This is a genomic window from Mangrovicoccus sp. HB161399 (genome assembly GCF_013184745.1).
GTDB lineage: Bacteria > Pseudomonadota > Alphaproteobacteria > Rhodobacterales > Rhodobacteraceae > Mangrovicoccus.
Window position 1 is genome coordinate 1 of sequence record NZ_JAATVU010000058.1, and the last position, 19,896, is coordinate 19,896.

The window sequence follows — 19,896 nt, forward strand, 5'->3', positions numbered from 1 at the left end:
ACGTGACCATTCCGTTTCGCGGTTCGAAAGGTGCTTTGCACCTGCTCGTCCCCTCTCGGGCATTGCTGCGCAATACCCTGCCGGGCAGCGGACGGCACCGGCATCAAGGTCGAAGGCGAAGGGTGCGGAGCGACCGTGGCCCCGGTGGGGCCGCGAAAGCGCGCAGCACGGCACAGCCGAAAGCACGGCGCCTCGAAGCGCCGTGTCTGGCGCAAGATCCACCTCGGGATCGACGAGCAAACATTGGAGATCCGGGCCGTCGAGGTCACCTCGAGCAATGTCGGCGACGCGCCGGTGCTGCCGGACCTGCTTGCCCAGATACCAGCGGACGAGGAGATCGACACCGTCACCGCCGACGGTGCGTATGACACCCGCGCTTGCCATGACGCCATCGCGGCGCGCAGAGCAGCAGCCATCATCCCTCCGACGCGGAATGCGAGGCCATGGAAGCCGGACACGGCAGGCGCCCGGGCGCGCAACGAGATCCTGCGGGCATCGAAGCACCTGGGCCGCGCACTCTGGCGGAACTGGAGCGGGTACCACCGCCGCAGCAGGGTCGAAACGAAAATGAACTGCGTGAAGCTGCTCGGCCAGCGTCTGATGTCACGGGACTTCGACCGCCAGGTAGCCGAGGTCCAGATCCGGGTGGCGGTCCTGAACCGTTTCACGGCACTCGGCATCCCGATGACCGTGGCCGCAGGACAGGTGGGTCCGGGGAAAGGGGGACTGCGGTCATCAGCTGATTTGTCCAACAATGCCATCTTGAGGCAGCAGCGTTAACACATGCCTCAGGAAATGCCGAGCGCACAGTAGTGCCCACTTCTGTTCGGCAATGGCGGAGGAGGTGGGATTCGAACCCACGGTACGCTTTCACGCACGCCGGTTTTCAAGACCGGTGCAATCGACCACTCTGCCACTCCTCCAAGTGCCGGGCGCCATCGGCTGCTCCCGGATGCCCGCCTGCCGCCGCGGGCGGATGCCGCGGGGCCGTGGTCGCGGCTGTGCACTCTCATGGCGCCCAAACCGGAGGAGGTCAAGCCGCGCCGCGCGTGGCTCCCTTCCTTCCCGGCGGACCGGGCGCGTGCTATCACGAAACCGTAAACCAGTTGCAACGAGGTTCCCGACATGGCGCTCGTCCAGGAATTCAAGGCCTTCATCTCGCGCGGAAATGTCATGGACATGGCCGTCGGCATCATCGTCGGTGCCGCCTTCACCGGCATCGTCAATTCCCTCGTCAAGGACATGATCAACCCGCTTCTCGGGGTGATCATCGGCGGCATCGACTTCACCGATCTCAGCCTGCGCCTGACCGCGGGCGAGGAGGGCGCCGTCCTCGCCTACGGCAATTTCATCATGGCGGTGATCAATTTCCTGATCATCGCATGGGCCGTCTTCCTGATGGTCAAGGGCGTCAACCGCATCAAGGACGGGCTGGCGCGGAAGGCAAAGTCCGAGGAAGCTGCCCCGCCCGAAGCGCAGGCGCTGCCCGCGCCCACCGAGGCCGAGATCCTCGCCGAGATCCGCGACCTGATGAAGGCGCAGGCCCAAGGCCCCTCCGCAGGGTGAAGCGGCCTCAGATCTCGCGCGGCGGAATGTCGAGCGCGCGCTGCACGGCGGGCCGCGCCAGGAAGCGGTCGCGCCAGGCCGTCACGTTGGAGAAGCTGTCGAGCTCCAGCGCCTCGCCCACCCCGTAGGTGGCCGTCAGGGTCCGGACCCAGGGGCCGGTGGCGATGTCGGCGACCGAATAGGCGCCGGTGATCCAGTCGCGGCCCTCGAGGCGGCGGTCGAGCACGCCCAAGAGGCGCCTTGCCTCGGCCAAGTAGCGGGCGCGCGGCCGCGGGTCCTCGATCTCGGCGCCCGCGAATTTCGCGAAATAGCCGAGCTGGCCGAACATCGGGCCGGGCCCGGCCATCTGCCACATCAGCCACTGGATCGTTTCGGCCCGTTCCGCCGCCGTGCTGCCGATGAACCGGCCGGTCTTCTCCGCCAGGTAGATCAGGATGGCGCCGGACTCGAACAGGCCGATCGGCTGCCCGTCCGGTCCGTCGGGGTCGATGATCGCCGGGATCTTGTTGTTGGGGTTCAGCGACAGGAATTCCGGGCTCTTCACGTCGGCATCGGCCAAGGTGACGCGGTGCGCCTCGTAGCGCAGGCCGGTCTCCTCCAGCATGGCGGACACCTTGACGCCGTTCGGCGTCGGGAAGGAATAGAGCTGGATCGCCGAAGGATCGGCCGCGGGCCAGCGGGCGGCAATCGGGAAGGCGGCGAGCGGGGAGTTCTCGGTCATGGGTCAGCGTCCTTGCAGTCTTTGCGGGCACGTTACCCGGTATCCGCGCGGATGCCACCTGCACCTGCGCAGACTGGCATGTGCATCTCCCATCTCGTTCCAATCCTAGGCAATTCGCCGCGTTCCGCCGCGCGCCCGCCAGGGCCTGGCGGGCGGCACTCAAAGATTCCTAAAGGTTCTCGTTCCATCGTTGCCGGACCTTGATGGAGGGGCAGGCTGGGGATCATGGCAGGGGCAAGCACCGGACAATGGCCGTCGGACTGGCAGAGGGAGCGGACCGAGGCGGTGAGTCGCGGGCTCCGTCTGTCCGGCAACCTGTCGCTCTGCGCGGTGGCGGTCGCGGGCGCCATCCTGGTGTTCGGCTGGGGCTTCGGTTTCACCCGCATGGCGCGGATCATGCCGGGCTGGCCGGCGCTGGTGCCGTCCACGGCGCTGCTCTTCATCCTGACCGGCGCCGCGCTTGCCGCCCATGCGGTGACCCGCCTGAGGGTCTTTCCGGTTGCCTGCGGGCTGCTGGTCCTGGTGCTGCTCGGTTCCGGCCTCGCCGTGCAGGGCCTGGACGGCGAGGTGCCGGCGCGGGACGGCATGTCGCTGACCACCCGGCTCTGCTTCCTGATGATGGCCGCCGGGCTCTGCGCCCTGCCGGCGCGGGGGCGCGCCGCGGCGGCCGCGGTGCAGGCCATGGCCCTCGGCTCGATGCTGCTCTCCCAGATCGCCGTGCTGGGCTATTTCTTCGACATGGGTTTCCTCTTCGCGACGGCGCTGTTCTCCAAGCTGTCGCTGCCGACCGCCCTGTGCTTCCTGCTGCAGCAGGCGGCGCTTCTGCTGGCGGTGCAGCGTCCCTGCTGGGTGCACCTGTTCTTCCGCTCCGGGCCCGGGAGCCAGATCCTGCGCCTGTACCTGCCCGCGATCGTGGCCGGGCAGCTGGTCTTCGGCGCCTTGTGCGAATACGGCGCGGCGCACGGGTTGTTCACGGCTCAATTCGGCATCGCGCTGATGACGCTGTCCTCCTGCTGGTATGCCGGCACCGGCCTGTTCCTGATGGCGCGGCGGCTGAACCGGGCCGCGGAGCGGGAGCGACGGGCGCTCGATTCCCTTCACGAGAAGGAGATCGGGCTGACCCAGGCCGAGGCGATGGCCGCGCGGATCCAGAAGGCGAGTTCGCTCGGGCGCATCGCGGGCGGGGTCGCGCATGACTTCAACAACCTTCTCACGGTGATCCGCGGCAATCTCGACCTGCTCGCCGAGGCGCAGGACCCGGAAGACCAGCGCCGCTTCCTCCGCGACGCCCTCGCGGCGACGGAGCGGGGGGCGGAGCTGACGCAGAAGCTGCTCTCCTACGGCGGGAAGCAGGTGCTCAATGCCGAGCCGCTGATCCTCGACCGCAAGATCCGCTATCTGGAGGGCATGCTGCGGCGCTACATCCCCGGCAATGTCCGCCTGTCTGTGGAACTGGGGTCGGGGCGGCGCTGGATGATGGCGGACCGGGGCCTGCTGGAGCAGGCGGTGATTAGCCTGGTTGCCAATGCCTGCGAGGCGATCGCGGCGAACGGGGTCATCGAGATCCGGACGGGGCATTGCCGGATCGAGGAAAGCCTGGGGCGGAGCGAGCCGTCGCCGCCCGTTCCGCCCGGGGCCTTCCTCTATGTCGAGGTGCGCGACAACGGCCACGGCATTCCGCCGGACATCCTCGAGAAGGTGACCGACCCGTTCTTCACCACCAAGGACGAGGCCACCAGTTCGGGACTTGGACTGTCGATGGTGCACGGCTTCTGCCGCCAGTCCGGCGGCTTCCTGCGGATCGAGAGCGTGCAGGGCGGCGGCACCCGCGTCACCATGCATTTCCCAGAGGCCGTGGCGGAGGCCGGCATCGCTCCGGCGGAGCTGGAAGATGAGGCCGAGGCGGACGGGCCGGCCGGGCTGCGCGTCGCCGGCTAGCGGCGGCGCAAAAAGAAAGACCCCCGCAGATGCGGGGGTCTTTCTGAAACCTTGATGCTGACGCATCCGGTTCGCGGTCGATCGGCTTAAAGCAGACCTTCGCGCTGAGCCTTCTTGCGCGCGAGCTTGCGCGCACGGCGGATAGCCTCGGCTTTCTCGCGTGCCTTCTTCTCGGACGGCTTCTCGAAGTGCTGCTTGAGTTTCATCTCACGAAACACGCCTTCGCGCTGCAGCTTCTTCTTCAGGGCCCGAAGAGCCTGGTCGACATTGTTGTCGCGAACACTAACCTGCATTCTGGTGTCACCACCCTTCCTGTTAGAGTTGCAATTTCAGCAGGAGGCGTCCCTATAGCAAGGGAAGACCACTCTGTCCAGAGCCGCGGCTCTGCAGAACGAAGAGGAAGAGACCATGGAAGTGTCTGAAATGTCCCACATGGATGTCAAGGACCGTCTGCTGGAGGCGATCCTTCCCCATGTCGTCTTCGACGGCTGGTCCGAGACCAGCTTCCGCGCGGCGGCAGCCGATTCGGAAATCGTCCCGGCCGTGGCGCGCGCGGTCTGCCCGCGCGGCGCGGTGGATCTGGCGCTGGCCTACCACGCCGCCGGGGATGCCGAGATGGTGCGCCGCCTGAAGGCCGAGGACCTCAGCGCCATGCGCTTCCGCGACCGGATCGCGCGGGCCGTGCGCCTCCGCCTGGAGCTGGTCGAGGACAAGGAAGCGGTGCGCCGCGGCGCGACGCTCTTCGCGCTGCCGCCGCATGCGCCGGACGGGGCGAAGGCGCTCTGGCACACGGTCGACCAGATCTGGTCGGCGCTCGGCGACGGTTCGGACGACATCAACTGGTACACCAAGCGCGCGACACTTGCCGGGGTCTACAGCGCGACGCTGCTCTATTGGCTGGGCGACGACAGTCCGGACCACCAGCGCACCTGGCGCTTCCTCGACCGGCGCATCGACGAGGTGATGCAGATCGAGGCGGTGAAGAAGAAGGTCAACGACAATGCGCTGCTGCGTCCTCTTCTGGCCGGACCGAAATGGGCGCTAAGTCTGGTCAAGGCGCCGAACCGCAGCCAGGCCCCCGGGATGCCGGGCTCGCTGCACGACCCGCGCTGAGGAAAGACCGAAGGAGCCCCAGATGACCCTGCCCGAGACCATGCGCGCCGTGGAGATTTCCGCCCCCGGCGGCCCCGAGGTGCTGACGCCCGCGACCCGGCCGGTGCCCGCGCCTGCAGCCGGACAGGTGGTGATCCGCGTCGCCTGGGCGGGGGTGAACCGCCCAGACGCGCTGCAGCGGGCCGGGTCCTACAACCCGCCGCCCGGCGCCTCGGACCTGCCCGGGCTCGAAGCCTCGGGCGAGATCGCGGCAGTCGGGGCAGGGGTCTCGGGCTGGTCGGTCGGCGACAAGGTCTGCGCGCTGTTGCCGGGCGGGGGCTATGCCGAATACGTGGCCACGCCGGCGGCCCATTGCCTGCCTATCCCCGACGGCATGGGGCTGCGCGAGGCGGCCTGCCTGCCGGAAACCTTCTTCACCGTCTGGACCAATGTCTTCGGCCGCGGCGGACTGCAGGCGGGCGAGCGCTTCCTGGTCCATGGCGGCAGCTCGGGCATCGGCACGACGGCGATCCAGCTGGCCTCGGCCCGCGGTGCGCGGGTCTTCGCCACGGCGGGTTCGGAAGCGAAATGCGCGGCCTGCCTGGAACTCGGCGCGGAGCGGGCCATCAACTACCGCGACGAGGATTTCGTCGAGGTGATGAAATCCGAGGGCGGCGCGAACCTGATCCTCGACATGGTCGGCGGCAGCTACATCCCCCGCAACATCCGAGCGCTGGCCGATGACGGCCGGCTGGTGATGATCGCCTTCCTCGAGGGGCCGAAGGCCGAGCTGAACTTCGCCCAGATCATGGCGCGGCGGCTGACGGTCACCGGCTCGACGCTGCGTCCGCAATCCGACCTGGCCAAGGCGCGGATCGCCGAGGCCCTGCGCGCCGAGGTCTGGCCGCTGCTCTCCTCGGGGCGGATCGCCCCGGTGATGGACAGCGACTTTCCGCTGGAGCGGGCCGCCGAGGCGCATGCCCGGATGGAAGGCAGCAGCCATATCGGCAAGATCGTCCTGGACGTCGCGGGCTAGCCGCGCCGCTGCACTGCCGGAAGGGGAGACCGCCCTTGCCCTATGTCGAAGCCCGGGGACGGCGCGTCTTCTTCGTCCACATCCCCAAGACCGGGGGCCAGTCCGTCGAGGCCTGGCTCGCCGGACAGGGGCGGCTGCGGTTCCACAGCGTCGGGATTCCGGCTCCGCTGAAATGCACGCCCCAGCACCTGCGCTGGCTCGACGTGGCGGAGCTGTTCGGCGCGGAGGCGTTCGACTACGCCTTCGCCATCGTCCGCAACCCGTTCGACCGGCTGGAAAGCGAGTACCGCATGGTCTGGCTCCAGGAGAAGCAGGGCTTCTTCCGGGCGGCGCCCAGCTTTCCGCTCTGGCTGGAGCAGTCGCTGGACGCCTATGTGGCCAACCCGTTCCACCGCGACAACCACCTGCGGCCGTCTTCGGCCTTCCTCGGCCGCGGCGTCGAGGTCTTCCGCTTCGAGGACGGGCTGGCGGCGGCGGTGGACAAGGTCGCGCGGGCGACCGGCTTCGCGCCGCCCGCCGTGCTGCCGCATGAAAATGCCTCTGCCGGGTTCGGGGGCGAGATCCGCTGGGAAGCCCCGCTGGTCGATCGGGTGGCACAGCTCTACGAGGCGGATCTGAGGCGATTCGGGTACCAGCCGCCGGAAATCTGAGCGCTGCGCTGCGCCGCTTCCGCCGTCAGGGGCGCGCCGCGCTGCGGCATTGTCGCGGGTCCGGCCCGGCGGCGGCCCGTCCTGCCGGACAACTGCGGCAATGGCGGACCGGCATAAGCTGCGCCGCAGCTTGAATTTTCTGCATGTGCAAAATGTATGCCATTGTGTCCAGAAGGGCTTGACATGGCTGGAAAACGATTTGCAGGGCAGCCATGCATTTTTGGCGGTTGATTCCAGTTTGCCGGGTTTTCTATTCTGCGTTGCAGCATCAGCCGGTTCCTCCCGCCCGGCATGTGCCGAACGGCACGACACCCGATATCCAGAACGAAGAGAGTTAGTATCATGACCCGTTTCATCCTTGCCGCCGCCCTTGCCCTGACAGCCGGTACCGCTTCGGCCGGCGAGATCACCCTGGCCAAGCCGCTGGCCGGTGCCGCGCTGCACGAGGGCGGCGTCGACATGTCCGTCTACTGGACCGAGGTCGATGCAGGCTACGAAGTCGTCGCGACCTATCAGGGCGCGGCCGACCAGCAGGCCTCGCGCATCGCCATGGTCCTGACCGACGGCGACCGAGTAACCTTCGGCCTGCCGGGCACCCGCGGCTTGGTCTACAGCTTCGCCCGCGAGAACGGCGCGGTGACCGTCACCGGCACCCGCAAGGGCATCGACCTCGCAGAAGGCTGATCGGCCGGATGCCTCCGGGCGTCCGAAGCCGAGGCGGTGCGCGCCGTCCCCCAGGGGTGCGCACCGCTGTAATTCCGGACGCGGCGGGCGGAAAACCCGCCGCATTGCGCATTTCCGCTTCACTCCTGCGGCGCTTGTGCTTATATGTCCGCCAACCTCCCCCGACATCGAGGATTGGCGCCCAGGTCCGGCGCGGCGGCAGACCCCGCCAACGGAACGGGCATGTCAAATCCGTCAGGGGACAGACGGAAGGACGAGGACCATGGACAAACCGATTCACGCGAAGGCCACCGCCGTCTGGCTGGTGGAGAACACCACTCTCAGCTTCAAGCAGATCGCGGAATTCTGCGGCTTCCACGAGCTGGAGGTGCAGGGCATTGCCGATGGCGACGTCGCGGGCGGCGTGAAGGGCTTCGACCCGATCGCGAACAACCAGCTGACGGCCGAGGAAATCAAGCGGGGCGAGAACAGCCCGCTCTACAAGCTCAAGCTGAAGTTCAACGCCGCTGCCGTCGGCGAGGACAAGCGCCGCGGCCCGCGCTACACCCCGCTGTCGAAGCGCCAGGACCGGCCGAACGCGATCCTGTGGCTGGTCAAGTTCCACCCGGAGCTGGCCGACAGCCAGATCGCCAAGCTGGTCGGCACCACCAAGCCGACCATTCAGTCGATCCGCGAGCGGACCCACTGGAACATCGCCAACATGCAGCCGATCGACCCGGTCGCGCTGGGGCTCTGCAAGCAGTCCGAGCTGGACGCTGCGGTGCACAAGGCGGCGGCGAAGCGCGCGGCCGAAGGCATCGTGATGACCGACGAGGAGCGCCGCAAGCTGGTCTCGACCGAGACCTCGCTGGGCATGGAGCCCTCCGAGCCGCGCCTGCCGTCGAACATGTCCGGGCTCGAGACCTTCTCGCTGACCGGCGATCCGCGCGGCGATGACGACGACGAGGACCGCATGGATCCGCTGGTCGATGCGGACAGTTTCTTCAACCTGCCGTCGGACCAGCCCGACGAGGATGACGAAGACGATCACCGCTGAGCGGCAGGCCCGGGCAAGTCCCGGGCCTTTTCACATCCGGGTGCGGGCGGTCAGCGCTGCGGCGATGGTGCCGTCGTCGAGGTAGTCGAGCTCGCCGCCCACCGGCACGCCCTTGGCCAGAGAGCTGACCGAGACGCGGCCCTCCAGCATGTCCGCGATGTAATGCGCGGTGGTCTGGCCGTCGACGGTGGCGCCGAGTGCCAGGATGACTTCGGTCACGTTCTCCGCCACGACCCGGTCGGCGAGCTTCGGCAGGCCCAGATCCTCGGGGCCGACAGCGTCGAGCGCCGAGAGTGTCCCGCCCAGCACGTGGTAGCGGCCGCGGAACACGCCGGAGCGCTCCATCGCCCAGAGATCGGCGACATCCTCGACGATGCAGAGCTGGCCGGTGGCGCGGCGTTCGTCCTGGCAGATGGGGCAGAGATCCGCGGTGGCGACATTGCCGCAATTGAGGCATTCGCGCGCCGTGGCAGCGACCTCGGACATCATTTCCGCGAGTGGCGCAAGCAGGAGCGAGCGCCTGGCGATCAGGTGCAGCACGGCGCGGCGGGCCGAGCGCGGCCCCAGGCCGGGCAGCTTGGCCATGAGATCGATCAGCGCGTCGATGGAGGCGGGCGGTTTCGTGGACATGGCAAGGGGCAAAGCATGGCCAGCCGGGGCTGGCAAGGGGCAGGGCGCCGGACGCGCCCCGCCGCGGCGGATCAGCTGTAGGCGACGGCCAGCAGGATGACGCCCAGCACGATGCGGTAGATCACGTAGGGCGTGAAGCTGACCGACTTCAGCAGCCGGAACATGAGCACCAGAGCGACCAGCGCGGAGAGGAAGGACAGCACCGCGGCGATGCCGGCATCGGGCAGCTGGTCGGTCTTGCCCTCGGAGATGATGTCGATCAGCAGCAGCCCGCCGGCCATGGCGATGGTCGGGATCGACATCAGCATCGACAGCTTGGCGCCGCCGGTGCGCTGGTAGCCCAACTGCCGCGCGGCGGTGATGGTGATGCCCGAGCGCGAGGTGCCGGGGATCAGCGCCACGGCCTGCCAGAAGCCCATGATCAGCGCGTCGCGCAGGTTCCAGTCGGCATCTGTCTTGACCTCGGGACCCTTCTGGTCGGCCCAGTAGAGCACGATGCCGAAGATCAGCATCGTCCAGCCGATCACCGCGGTGGAGCGCAGCATGTCCTCGATGCCGGTGACCTTGAAGATCAGGCCGACGATGACCACCGGCACGGTCGCCACGATCAGCAGCCAGGCCAGCTTCGCGCCCTCGGTGTCGACCTTGCCCCGGGCCAGGCGGCCGAGGCCGAACAGGGCCGCTTTCACGTCTGCCCAGAAATAGATCACAACCGCAAAAAGTGTGCCGACATGGACTGCGACATCGATCAGGAGCCCCTGATCCTCCATGCCGGTGAGGTTGGGCAGTAGAATCAGGTGGCCGGAAGATGAGATGGGAAGGAACTCGGTGATCCCCTGGATGACCGCGACGAGGAAGAGATGGAACAGAGTCATATGTGCAGACCGGATTTTTGGGGGAGGAGGATGTGGTGAGGGGTTTTATATTACCACTACGTCAGCCACACTGTCCTAAATTTGGGGATTCCGGCCAATTCCGCGGCGATGCGGCGATAAATTTTTGCACTTAGGTCACCGTTGCTGACTTTTCTTTTGCCGCCCTTTCTGATTAGGAACGGCACGAACACTTCTTGGACGACACAAGCAAGGATATGGCCTCATGGCGGACCAGCGAATGCTCCAGTTTGTATCCGTACCACGGGACATGCCGGAGAAACGTGCGCCCAATCTACGCAAGCAGGATTTCAACGAGATCTATGCTGAATACGCGCGGACCAAGGCAGAAGAGCAGGCCGGGCGCTGCAGCCAGTGCGGCGTGCCCTACTGCCAGTCGCACTGCCCCCTGCACAACAACATCCCCGACTGGCTGCGCCTGACCGCGAACGACCGGCTGCAGGAAGCCTATGAGGTCAGCCAGGCCACCAACACCTTCCCCGAGATCTGCGGCCGCATCTGCCCGCAGGACCGTCTCTGCGAGGGCAACTGCGTGATCGAGCAGTCGGGCCACGGCACCGTGACCATCGGCTCGGTGGAGAAGTTCATCACCGACACCGCCTGGGAAGAGGGCTGGGTCCAGCCGATCGCCCCCGCCAAGGAGCGCTCCGAGAAGGTCGCGGTCATCGGCGCCGGGCCGGGCGGCCTGGCCGCTGCCGACGCGCTGCGCCGCAAGGGCATCCAGGTCACGGTCTACGACCGCTACGACCGCGCCGGCGGCCTGATGATGTACGGCATCCCGGGCTTCAAGCTGGAAAAGCACATCGTCCAGCGCCGGGTCGACCAGATGGCTGAAGGCGGCATCAAGTTCGTGATGAATTGCAACGTGGGCGAGGACATCACCTTCGAGCAGATCCGCGAGGAGCATGATGCCATCCTGATCGCCACCGGCGTCTACAAGTCGCGCGACCTGAAGGGGCCGGGCGCCGGTGCCGAGGGCATCGTCAAGGCGATCGACTACCTGACCGCGTCCAACAAGGTCAGCCTCGGCGACACCGTCGCGGAATTCGACTCCGGCGAGCTGAACGCCAAGGACAAGAAGGTCGTCGTGATCGGCGGCGGCGACACGGCGATGGACTGCGTCCGCACCGCGATCCGCCAGGGCGCGACCAGCGTGAAGTGCCTCTACCGCCGCGACAAGGCCAACATGCCCGGCTCGCAGCGCGAGACCCAGAACGCGGAAGAGGAAGGCGTCGAATTCGTCTGGCTCTCCGCGCCGAAGGGCTTCGCCGACGAGGGCGGCAAGGTCTCGGGCGTGATGGTGCAGCGCATGCGCCTCGGCCAGCCCGACGCCTCCGGACGCCAGACCCCCGAAGTGATCGAGGGCGCGGATTACGTCGAGGATGCGGATCTGGTGGTCAAGGCGCTCGGCTTCGAGCCCGAGGACCTGCCGGGCCTCTGGGGCCAGCCCGAGCTGGAGATCACCCGCTGGGGCACGATCAAGGCCGATTTCCGCAGCCACGAGACCAGCCTGCCGGGCGTCTACGCAGTTGGCGACATCGTCCGCGGCGCCTCTCTGGTGGTCTGGGCGATCCGCGACGGCCGCGAGGCCGCGGATGCGATCCTCGCCCGGCTCGACGACGCCGCGTCCGCCTCGGTCGCTGCCGAGTAAGCGCGCCGCTCCGGCGGAAATGCCTAATTAACGATCTGCGCCGCATGTTTTGCGGCGCCGGTCGGGCCAGCCGGATTTCCCGCGGGACCTGGCTGGCGCGCGCATGGCACCCTGTCATCAGGACGCCCCCCGCGAATCGTCAACAGGCCTGCATCCCCGGCCGCCGGGGGCAGGGACAACGGCGCAAGAGGCTGCCATGAGCGAGGATATCCTGGAAGGCCGGTGCATGTGCGGGGCGGTGACGCTGTCCGCCAGGCCCAAGGCGCCCGAGCTGCATGCCTGCCATTGCAGCAGCTGCCGCCGCTGGACCGGATCGGCCTTCGTCGAATTCGACGTCGCGCCCGAGGACCTGAAGGTCGAGGGCCCGGTGAAGAGCCGCGTGTCGTCGAACTGGGCGGAGCGCGCCTGGTGCGACGAGTGCGGCTCCACCCTGTGGTACCACCTGACGGTGCCGGGACAGGAATACTACGCGGTCAGCGCGGGGCTCTTCCCGAATTCGGGCGGGTTCGAGCTGACCAAGGAGATCTACATCGACCGCAAGCCCGACGGCTACCGTTTCGCGGGCAAGCGCAAGACTCTGACGAAACATGAAGTTGAGGCGTTGTTCGCCTCCTCTGCAGAAGGGGACCCGCAATGACGAAATATGATGACGCCTGGGTGGCCGAAGAGGAAGCCAAGCGCGCCTTCATGGCGGAGCATGGCATGTACCGCACCGAGGACGAGCATTCCTCCTGCGGGGTCGGCCTCGTCGTGTCGATCGACGGCAAGAAGAGCCGCAAGGTCGTCGAATCCGGCATCAAGGCGCTGAAGGCGATCTGGCACCGCGGCGCGGTCGATGCCGACGGCAAGACCGGCGACGGCGCGGGCATCCACATCCAGATCCCGGTTCCCTTCTTCTACGACCAGATCCGCCGCACCGGCCACGAGCCCGACACCTCCAAGCTGATCGCCGTCGGCCAGGTCTTCCTGCCGCGGACCGATTTCGGCGCGCAGGAGACCTGCCGGACGATCGTGGAAACCGAAGTCCTGCGGATGGGCTACTACATCTACGGCTGGCGCCACGTGCCGGTGGACATCTCCGTCCTCGGCGAGAAGGCCAACGCGACCCGTCCGGAAATCGAGCAGATCATCATCTCGAACTCCAAGGGCGTCGACGAGGAAACCTTCGAGCGCGAGCTCTACGTCATCCGCCGCCGGATCGAGAAGGCGGCTGCCGCCGCGCATGTCAACGGGCTCTACCTCTGCTCGCTGTCGTGCCGCTCGATCATCTACAAGGGCATGATGCTGGCCGAGCAGGTCGCGGAATTCTATCCAGACCTGAAGGACAAGCGCTTCGAATCCGCCTTCGCGATCTATCACCAGCGCTATTCCACCAACACCTTCCCGCAGTGGTGGCTGGCCCAGCCGTTCCGCATGCTCGCCCATAACGGCGAGATCAACACGCTGAAGGGCAACACCAACTGGATGAAGTCGCACGAGATCCGCATGGCCTCCTCGGCCTTCGGCGAGCTCGCCGAGGACATCAAGCCGATCATCCCGGCCGCATCTTCGGACTCCGCCGCGCTCGACTCCGTGTTCGAGGTGCTGGTCCGCGCCGGCCGCTCCGCGCCGATGGCCAAGACCATGCTGGTCCCGGAAAGCTGGTCGCAGCAGGCGATCGAGCTGCCCGAGGCATGGCGCGACATGTACAGCTACTGCAACTCGGTGATGGAGCCCTGGGACGGCCCGGCGGCGCTTGCCATGACTGACGGCCGCTGGGTCTGCGGCGGTCTCGACCGCAACGGCCTGCGCCCGATGCGCTATGTCGTGACCGGCGACGGCCTGCTGATCGCGGGGTCCGAAGTCGGCATGGTGCCGACCGACGAATCCTCCGTCATGGAGAAGGGCGCGCTCGGCCCGGGCCAGATGATCGCCGTCGACATGAAGGACGGCATCCTCTACCACGACGTGACCATCAAGGACATGCTGGCAGCGGCCCAGCCCTTCGGCGAATGGGTCGGCAAGATCAACAATCTCGAGGAGACCATGATCGGCCTCCCAGAGGTTGCGGGCTTCGCCGGCGCCGAGCTGCGCAAGCGTCAGATCGCGGCCGGCTACACGATGGAGGAGCTGGAGCAGATCCTCGCGCCGATGGCCGAGGACGGCAAGGAGGCCCTGGCCTCCATGGGCGACGACACGCCCTCCGCGGTGCTGTCGACGCAGTACCGTCCGCTCAGCCATTTCTTCCGGCAGAACTTCTCCCAGGTGACCAACCCGCCGATCGACTCCCTGCGCGAATACCGCGTGATGAGCCTGAAGACGCGGTTCGGCAACCTCAAGAACGTGCTGGACGAAGACAGCTCGCAGACCGAGATCATCACGCTCGACACGCCCTTCGTCGGCAACGCGCAGATGAAGGAGTTGGAAAAGCACTTCAACGCGCCGATGGTCGAGATCGACTGCACCTTCGGCGTCGATGCCGGCCCCGAGGCGCTGCGCGACGGGCTGCAGCGGATCCGCGACGAGGCGGAGGAAGCCGTGCGCTCCGGCGCGGGCCACATCATCCTGACCGACCACATGCAGGGGCAGGACCGCGTCGCGATGCCGATGATCCTGGCGACTTCGGCCGTGCACAGCTGGCTGACGCGCGAGGGGCTGCGGACCTTCTGCTCGCTCTGCGTCCGCTCCGCGGAATGCATCGACCCGCATTACTTCGCGGTGCTGATCGGCTCGGGCGCGACCATAGTGAACCCGTACCTTGCCGAGGACAGCCTTGCCGACCGCATCGAGCGCGGCCTGCTCGACATGTCGCTGACTGACGCGGTGAACAACTACCGCCACGCCATCGACCAGGGCCTGCTGAAGATCATGGCGAAGATGGGCATCTCGGTCATCTCCTCCTATCGCGGCGGCCTGAACTTCGAGGCGGTCGGGCTTTCGCGCGCCATGGTGCACGAGTATTTCCCGGGCATGCCCTCGCGGATTTCCGGGATCGGCGTGCACGGCATCCAGCACAAGCTGGAGACGGTCCATGCCAAGGGCTGGGGCCCCGAAACCAATGTCCTGCCGGTCGGCGGCTTCTACAAGGCGCGCAAGTCCGGCGAGACCCACGCCTGGGAAGCGACCTCCATGCACATGCTGCAGGCGGCGTGCAACGCGGCCTCCTACGAGATGTGGAAGCGCTACTCGGCCAAGATGCGGGCGAACCCGCCGATCCACCTGCGGGATCTGCTGGACATCAAGCCGCTGGGCAAGCCGGTGCCGATCGAAGAGGTGGAATCCATCACCTCGATCCGCAAGCGCTTCATCACCCCCGGCATGTCGCTCGGCGCGCTCTCCCCGGAGGCGCACAAGACGCTCAACGTCGCGATGAACCGCATCGGCGCCAAGTCCGACTCCGGCGAGGGCGGCGAGGATCCGGCACATTTCATGCCGGAGCCGAACGGCGACAACCCGTCGGCCAAGATCAAGCAGGTGGCATCGGGCCGCTTCGGCGTCACCGCCGAGTACCTGAACCAGTGCGAGGAACTCGAGATCAAGGTGGCCCAGGGCGCGAAGCCCGGCGAGGGCGGCCAGCTTCCGGGCATGAAGGTCACCGACCTGATCGCGCGGCTGCGCCACTCCACCAAGGGCGTCACGCTGATCTCGCCGCCGCCGCACCATGACATCTACTCGATCGAAGACCTCGCGCAGCTGATCTACGACCTCAAGCAGATCAACCCGCGCTGCAAGGTGACGGTGAAGCTGGTCTCGTCCTCGGGCGTCGGCACGATCGCGGCCGGGGTGGCGAAGGCGAAGGCCGACATCATCCTGATCTCGGGCCATAACGGCGGCACCGGGGCGTCTCCGGCGACCTCGATCAAGTATGCGGGCCTGCCCTGGGAAATGGGCCTGACCGAGGCGCATCAGGTCCTGTCGATGAACAACCTGCGCAAGTCGGTGACGCTGCGCACCGACGGCGGGCTCCGCACCGGCCGGGACATCGTCATCGCCGCGCTGATGGGGGCCGAGGAATACGGCATCGGCACCGCCGCGCTGATCGCGATGGGCTGCATCATGGTGCGCCAGTGCCAGTCCAACACCTGCCCGGTGGGGGTCTGCACCCAGCGCGACGACCTGCGGGCCAAGTTCACCGGCAATGCCGACAAGGTGGTCAACCTGATTACCTTCTACGCCGAGGAAGTCCGCGAGATCCTCGCTTCGATGGGCGCACGCTCCATCGACGAGATCATCGGCCGGGCCGACCTGCTGAGCCAGGTCAGCCGCGGCTCCGCGCATCTCGACGATCTCGACCTGAACCCGCTCCTGCTGACCGTGGACGGGATGAAGGGCGCCAAGTACGACCGTCTGAAGCCGCGCAACGTGGTGCCGGACACGCTGGACGCCGAGATCGAGCGCGATGCCGAGCGGTTCTTCCGCGAGGGCGAGAAGATGCAGCTGAGCTATGCGGTGCAGAACACGCTGCGGACGATCGGCACGCGGACCTCGTCGCTGATCGTGCAGAAATTCGGCATGCGCAACGCGCTGCAGTCGGACCACCTGACGGTCAAGCTGAAGGGTTCGGCCGGCCAGTCGCTCGGGGCCTTCGCGGCGCCGGGGCTCAAGCTGGAAGTCGCGGGCGATGCCAACGACTATGTCGGCAAGGGCCTGTCGGGCGGCACGATCGTGGTGCACCCGCCGATGGAGAGCCCGCTCACTGCGGCGGAGAACACCATCATCGGCAACACCGTGCTCTACGGCGCGACCGACGGCTTCCTGTTCGCGGCAGGCCGTGCGGGCGAGCGCTTCGCGGTGCGGAACTCGGGCGCCAAGGTGGTGATCGAGGGCTGCGGCTCGAACGGCTGCGAATACATGACCGGCGGCGTCGCCGTCATCCTCGGCTCGATCGGCCCGAACTTCGGCGCGGGCATGACCGGCGGCATGGCCTATCTCTATGACGCGGACGGCGAAGCCGAAGCGCTGATGAACATGGAGACCCTGGTCACCTGCAAGGTCACGATGGAGCACTGGGAAGCGCAGCTGAAGGGCCTCATCGAGAAGCACTACGCCGAGACCAAGAGCCGCCGCGCCGGCGAGATCCTGCAGCATTGGGATCTGGAGCGGGACAAGTTCATCCAGGTCTGCCCGAAGGAAATGCTGGTGCACCTGCCGGTGCCGCTGAGTGCCGAAGAGAAGGCGATCCCGGCCGAGTGAGGCTGGACCAGCTGACGGAACGACAGCAGCCGCCCTCCGGGGCGGCTGTTTTCGTCAGGGCTGGGCCTGTCCGGCCGGAGGCTGTGCGGGCGGGACGGAAACGCGGAAGCCCGGGGCCGACAGCTGCGGTCCCGGGCTGGCGGGGCTGGCGGGTGCAGCCTCAGGTATGTACGATCTGCTGCGCCTTCTGGCGGGAGCCGACATGTTGCCGCTCGTTGAGGACGGCATCCACGCGCAATGCGTTGGTGCCGAGCTGGACAGCGATTTCCTGCTGACCCTGTCCTCGCCAATGCAGGATCCAGGCGTCGACCGCCTGGTCGAACGTCATGAAATATGCCGCGGCATGGTCGCCGGAGGGGCTTACCGCGGAGACCGGTGCGATATACATGGTCGCCTACTCCTCAGGGTCGGGCACAACTGTGCCGACACATGCAAATAATCAGCGCTGACTCATTAAAGAATGCCTTCGAAGCGGCGTCCAGTTTGTCTTTCGTTCAAATTCGTTAGAGCTTTACTGACTTCAGCTGCCGTTAACCATGCCAGCCGCGTCAGCCTGCGCCTTGACCCCTGTACGGTGCCATGTTTTCTGCCTGTCATGGGGCGCAAGGCAGCAAAGAAGACGGCGAAGAAGACGCCGCGGCGGGAGCTCCGGATCCCGGTGCGGCGATGGCTGGTCAGGGGGCTCTTGGGCCTGCTGGCGGCGGTTGCGCTGATGATCGGCGCCTATGCGGTGCTGCCGGTCCCGATCACCCCCTATCAGGTCTCCGAGGCCCGGCGCCTGGGCGGGATCGAGAAGGAATGGGTTCCGGTCCAATACATTAGCCCGGTAATGCTGCGCTCCGTTGTCGCCGCGGAGGACGCGAACTACTGCGAGCACTGGGGCTTCGACATCGCCGCGCTGCGGACGGCAATCGCGGGCGGCGCGCAGCGCGGCGGCTCGACCATCTCGCAGCAGACGGTCAAGAACGTGTTTCTCTGGCAGGGCCGGAGCTGGCCGCGCAAGGCGCTCGAGGCGCTTTTGACGCCCGCCGCCGAACTGGTCTGGTCGAAGCGGCGGCTTCTTGAAATTTACCTTAACGTCATCGAATTCGGTGACGGAATCTTCGGCATCCAGGCGGCGTCGCACCATTATTTCGGACTGGATGCAGCGGATCTCAACGCGGTCCAGGCGGCGCGGCTGGCCGCGATTCTCCCCGATCCCAAGGACCGCTCGGCGGATGCGCCGAGTTCCTTCGTGCGCCGGCGGGCCGCGCAGATTGTCGACGGCGCCGAAACCATCCGCAGGGACGGGCGGGCGGGCTGTTTCGAAAAGTGAACCGCGCCGGGGACAAAAGTGACGCAAGGTAATGCATGTCTGCGGCAAGCCTCTGCCGCTAATCTTTTTCCGTCCGGACCTGGGCGTGACGCAAGGTCCGGGGACGGACTCGGACGGATGGAAGAATGGATGCAGTGACGGCGTCAAGCGGCATGTCCGGCGTGATGGACAATATCGAGGAACGCGCGCTGACAGGCTGGGTCAAGGGGCTGGCGCCGGAACAGGTCGGCCTTTGGCGCGACGGCACGCGTCTGGCTGCGGCGGCGGCCTGGGACCGTCCCTTTCCGGAGCACATGAAGGTCGGCTTTGCCGGTTTCCGCGTCGAGATGCCCGACGGATTCGAGCCGGCCGAGCTGTTCTCCGGCGGCGCGGAGCTGCGGATGGAGGCGCCGGGCGGGTACCTTCGGATGCCGATCTGGCCGCCGGTTGCGCTGACCACGCTGGTGCGCCATCTCGGCCAGCAGGAAATCGACATCGCGCTCGACCGGCTCGGCCCGGGAGAGCGGGCGAAGCTGGGACTGGGCGCAGCCTTGGCCGAGGATTTGAAGGGCGGCATGCCGCGGCTCGGCACGGCCTCGCCCGATCAGGCGGCGCGTGTGGGGCGCGACGGCATGCTGCTGCTCCATGCCGGCAGCAACGGCCTGGACCAGCTCTACCAGGAGGCGCGCGAGGGCATCCCCGAGGCAGCGGCCTGGGGCGCCCTGTCGGCCGCGCGCCGCGCGAAGGCGCGCGAGGCGGGCGTGGTCTATGTCCAGGCGCTGATGCCCGAGAAGAACTCCGTCGCCTCTGCCTTCGATCCGAACCGGGGCGCAGTGCCAAGCCCGGTCTACCAGGAGGCCGCGCGGGCGATGTCGGTCCGCGAGGAGGGCTATGTCTTCGTCGACTGGTATCACCCTTTCCGCGGTTCGGTGGCTCCTGACACGATCTTCCGGCGCAAGGACACCCATCTGACGACCTTCGGCGCGCAGGCTGCCATGACCCGGCTCTACCGGCTGCTGGAGCGGACCGGGCTGCCGCTCAGGGCGGAGGGGACGCTGCGTGCGGAGCGGCTGGAATCCGATCTCGGCGGGCGCTTCCCCGAGCAGGCCGACGAGACCGTCTATCTGGCGGATGCGCTGGCACGGACGGATGGCAGCGGAACCGTTCCGGCGCCGGAGCTCGTCGCCTCCGCCGCGCCGGAAAAGGGCTATCTCGGCACGATGAAGCACTGGCGCTCGCCGCAGGCGCCGGATCCGCGCCGGGTCCTGGTCTTCGGCAATTCCTTCTTCGCCACAGGGGAAAACTCCACGCAGCTTTCCTTCTGGACCGCGCGGCTGTTTGCCGAGACCAAGTTCGTCTGGTCGCCGGGCTTCGACTGGGATCTGGTGGAGGAATTCTCCCCCGACATCGTGATCGGCCAGACGATCGAGCGTTTCCTGATGGAAGTTCCGGCGGCCTGAGCGGCCGGGGCCTGCCTGCCGCGGCCAATCGCGCGGCGGGCCATGGACATCGCCCGGAAGGCGCGGCAAGAGG

The 19,896-nt window shown here is 67.2% G+C and carries 17 protein-coding genes, 1 tRNA gene and 1 pseudogene; 13 read left to right on the forward strand and 6 right to left on the reverse strand.

The window, feature by feature from the left end; translation table 11 throughout:
- A pseudogene (locus HCC78_RS23870) lies at positions 1 to 780 on the forward strand (IS5 family transposase); the annotation flags it as partial.
- A 53-nt stretch (positions 781 to 833) separates the two neighbouring features.
- Here HCC78_RS23870 and HCC78_RS23875 read toward each other — a convergent pair.
- A tRNA-Ser gene (locus HCC78_RS23875) sits at positions 834 to 923 on the reverse strand.
- A gap of 202 nt (positions 924 to 1,125) precedes the next feature.
- On the opposite strand from HCC78_RS23875, the gene mscL reads away from it, so the two are divergent.
- Positions 1,126 to 1,566 carry a large-conductance mechanosensitive channel protein MscL gene (gene mscL, locus HCC78_RS23880; RefSeq protein WP_172331293.1) on the forward strand — a complete coding sequence of 147 codons (441 nt, stop codon included), beginning with the start codon at positions 1,126 to 1,128 and terminating at the stop codon, positions 1,564 to 1,566.
- Positions 1,567 to 1,573: 7 nt separating this feature from the next.
- On the opposite strand, the gene HCC78_RS23885 is transcribed toward mscL, so the two are convergent.
- A complete protein-coding gene (locus HCC78_RS23885; RefSeq protein ID WP_172331294.1) occupies positions 1,574 to 2,287 on the reverse strand; it encodes a glutathione S-transferase N-terminal domain-containing protein in 714 nt (237 codons plus the stop codon).
- 285 nt (positions 2,288 to 2,572) lie between these two features.
- On the opposite strand from HCC78_RS23885, the gene HCC78_RS34960 reads away from it, so the two are divergent.
- Positions 2,573 to 4,225, forward strand: coding sequence for an ATP-binding protein (locus tag HCC78_RS34960; protein ID WP_172331295.1), 1,653 nt, complete (start codon positions 2,573 to 2,575; stop codon positions 4,223 to 4,225).
- An 86-nt stretch (positions 4,226 to 4,311) separates the two neighbouring features.
- On the opposite strand, the gene rpsU is transcribed toward HCC78_RS34960, so the two are convergent.
- Positions 4,312 to 4,518 carry a 30S ribosomal protein S21 gene (gene rpsU / locus HCC78_RS23895; RefSeq protein WP_005614280.1) on the reverse strand — a complete coding sequence of 69 codons (207 nt, stop codon included), beginning with the start codon at positions 4,516 to 4,518 and terminating at the stop codon, positions 4,312 to 4,314.
- Between the two features lie 115 nt (positions 4,519 to 4,633).
- Between rpsU and HCC78_RS23900 the strand changes: the two genes are divergently transcribed.
- From HCC78_RS23900 to HCC78_RS23920, 5 genes are all read left to right on the forward strand, one after another.
- Positions 4,634 to 5,338 (forward strand): COQ9 family protein, encoded by a 705-nt coding sequence (locus HCC78_RS23900; protein ID WP_253949332.1) that lies wholly within the window; start codon positions 4,634 to 4,636, stop codon positions 5,336 to 5,338.
- Positions 5,339 to 5,366: 28 nt separating this feature from the next.
- A complete protein-coding gene (locus HCC78_RS23905) occupies positions 5,367 to 6,353 on the forward strand; it encodes an NAD(P)H-quinone oxidoreductase (protein ID WP_172331321.1) in 987 nt (328 codons plus the stop codon).
- Positions 6,354 to 6,388: 35 nt separating this feature from the next.
- Complete coding sequence (locus tag HCC78_RS23910) at positions 6,389 to 7,003, forward strand: sulfotransferase family 2 domain-containing protein (protein ID WP_172331296.1); 615 nt, start codon at positions 6,389 to 6,391, stop codon at positions 7,001 to 7,003.
- A 342-nt stretch (positions 7,004 to 7,345) separates the two neighbouring features.
- Complete coding sequence (locus HCC78_RS23915; RefSeq protein WP_172331297.1) at positions 7,346 to 7,687, forward strand: hypothetical protein; 342 nt, start codon at positions 7,346 to 7,348, stop codon at positions 7,685 to 7,687.
- Positions 7,688 to 7,949: 262 nt separating this feature from the next.
- Positions 7,950 to 8,723, forward strand: coding sequence for a DUF1013 domain-containing protein (locus HCC78_RS23920; RefSeq protein ID WP_172331298.1), 774 nt, complete (start codon positions 7,950 to 7,952; stop codon positions 8,721 to 8,723).
- A 30-nt stretch (positions 8,724 to 8,753) separates the two neighbouring features.
- On the opposite strand, the gene recR is transcribed toward HCC78_RS23920, so the two are convergent.
- Both recR and HCC78_RS23930 read right to left on the reverse strand, forming a co-directional pair.
- Positions 8,754 to 9,353, reverse strand: coding sequence for a recombination mediator RecR (gene recR / locus HCC78_RS23925; RefSeq protein WP_172331299.1), 600 nt, complete (start codon positions 9,351 to 9,353; stop codon positions 8,754 to 8,756).
- Between the two features lie 71 nt (positions 9,354 to 9,424).
- The gene (locus HCC78_RS23930) at positions 9,425 to 10,228 is read right to left on the reverse strand and encodes an undecaprenyl-diphosphate phosphatase (protein ID WP_172331300.1); all 804 of its coding nucleotides are present in this window, start codon (positions 10,226 to 10,228) and stop codon (positions 9,425 to 9,427) included.
- Positions 10,229 to 10,451: 223 nt separating this feature from the next.
- On the opposite strand from HCC78_RS23930, the gene HCC78_RS23935 reads away from it, so the two are divergent.
- From HCC78_RS23935 to gltB, 3 genes are all read left to right on the forward strand, one after another.
- Entirely contained in the window at positions 10,452 to 11,897 is a 1,446-nt protein-coding gene (locus tag HCC78_RS23935; RefSeq protein ID WP_172331301.1) for an NAD(P)-dependent oxidoreductase, read from the forward strand.
- Between the two features lie 196 nt (positions 11,898 to 12,093).
- Positions 12,094 to 12,534 carry a GFA family protein gene (locus tag HCC78_RS23940; protein WP_172331302.1) on the forward strand — a complete coding sequence of 147 codons (441 nt, stop codon included), beginning with the start codon at positions 12,094 to 12,096 and terminating at the stop codon, positions 12,532 to 12,534.
- The gene (gene gltB / locus HCC78_RS23945) at positions 12,531 to 17,069 is read left to right on the forward strand and encodes a glutamate synthase large subunit (protein WP_172331303.1); all 4,539 of its coding nucleotides are present in this window, start codon (positions 12,531 to 12,533) and stop codon (positions 17,067 to 17,069) included. The genes HCC78_RS23940 and gltB overlap by 4 nt, the downstream gene beginning before the upstream one ends.
- A gap of 160 nt (positions 17,070 to 17,229) precedes the next feature.
- On the opposite strand, the gene HCC78_RS23950 is transcribed toward gltB, so the two are convergent.
- The gene (locus HCC78_RS23950) at positions 17,230 to 17,457 is read right to left on the reverse strand and encodes a hypothetical protein (RefSeq protein ID WP_172331304.1); all 228 of its coding nucleotides are present in this window, start codon (positions 17,455 to 17,457) and stop codon (positions 17,230 to 17,232) included.
- Positions 17,458 to 17,664: 207 nt separating this feature from the next.
- Between HCC78_RS23950 and mtgA the strand changes: the two genes are divergently transcribed.
- Together mtgA and HCC78_RS23960 are read left to right on the forward strand one after the other, a co-directional pair.
- On the forward strand, positions 17,665 to 18,384 hold the full coding sequence (gene mtgA, locus HCC78_RS23955; protein ID WP_172331322.1) for a monofunctional biosynthetic peptidoglycan transglycosylase: 720 nt from the start codon (positions 17,665 to 17,667) through the stop codon (positions 18,382 to 18,384).
- A 125-nt stretch (positions 18,385 to 18,509) separates the two neighbouring features.
- Complete coding sequence (locus HCC78_RS23960; protein ID WP_172331305.1) at positions 18,510 to 19,823, forward strand: hypothetical protein; 1,314 nt, start codon at positions 18,510 to 18,512, stop codon at positions 19,821 to 19,823.
- Positions 19,824 to 19,896 lie beyond the last annotated feature (73 nt).

Bases quoted from the DNA above. Each gene is read 5' to 3' on its own strand.
- HCC78_RS23920 (WP_172331298.1), top strand. From the start codon at position 7,950: ATGGACAAACCGATTCACGCGAAGGCCACCGCCGTCTGGCTGGTGGAG.
- mtgA (WP_172331322.1), top strand. From the start codon at position 17,665: ATGGGGCGCAAGGCAGCAAAGAAGACGGCGAAGAAGACGCCGCGGCGG.
- rpsU (WP_005614280.1), bottom strand. From the start codon at position 4,518: ATGCAGGTTAGTGTTCGCGACAACAATGTCGACCAGGCTCTTCGGGCC.
- HCC78_RS23915 (WP_172331297.1), top strand. From the start codon at position 7,346: ATGACCCGTTTCATCCTTGCCGCCGCCCTTGCCCTGACAGCCGGTACC.
- recR (WP_172331299.1), bottom strand. From the start codon at position 9,353: ATGTCCACGAAACCGCCCGCCTCCATCGACGCGCTGATCGATCTCATG.
- HCC78_RS23900 (WP_253949332.1), top strand. From the start codon at position 4,634: ATGGAAGTGTCTGAAATGTCCCACATGGATGTCAAGGACCGTCTGCTG.
- HCC78_RS23935 (WP_172331301.1), top strand. From the start codon at position 10,452: ATGGCGGACCAGCGAATGCTCCAGTTTGTATCCGTACCACGGGACATG.
- mscL (WP_172331293.1), top strand. From the start codon at position 1,126: ATGGCGCTCGTCCAGGAATTCAAGGCCTTCATCTCGCGCGGAAATGTC.
- HCC78_RS23930 (WP_172331300.1), bottom strand. From the start codon at position 10,228: ATGACTCTGTTCCATCTCTTCCTCGTCGCGGTCATCCAGGGGATCACC.
- HCC78_RS23885 (WP_172331294.1), bottom strand. From the start codon at position 2,287: ATGACCGAGAACTCCCCGCTCGCCGCCTTCCCGATTGCCGCCCGCTGG.
- HCC78_RS23950 (WP_172331304.1), bottom strand. From the start codon at position 17,457: ATGTATATCGCACCGGTCTCCGCGGTAAGCCCCTCCGGCGACCATGCC.
- HCC78_RS23940 (WP_172331302.1), top strand. From the start codon at position 12,094: ATGAGCGAGGATATCCTGGAAGGCCGGTGCATGTGCGGGGCGGTGACG.
- HCC78_RS23960 (WP_172331305.1), top strand. From the start codon at position 18,510: ATGGATGCAGTGACGGCGTCAAGCGGCATGTCCGGCGTGATGGACAAT.
- gltB (WP_172331303.1), top strand. From the start codon at position 12,531: ATGACGAAATATGATGACGCCTGGGTGGCCGAAGAGGAAGCCAAGCGC.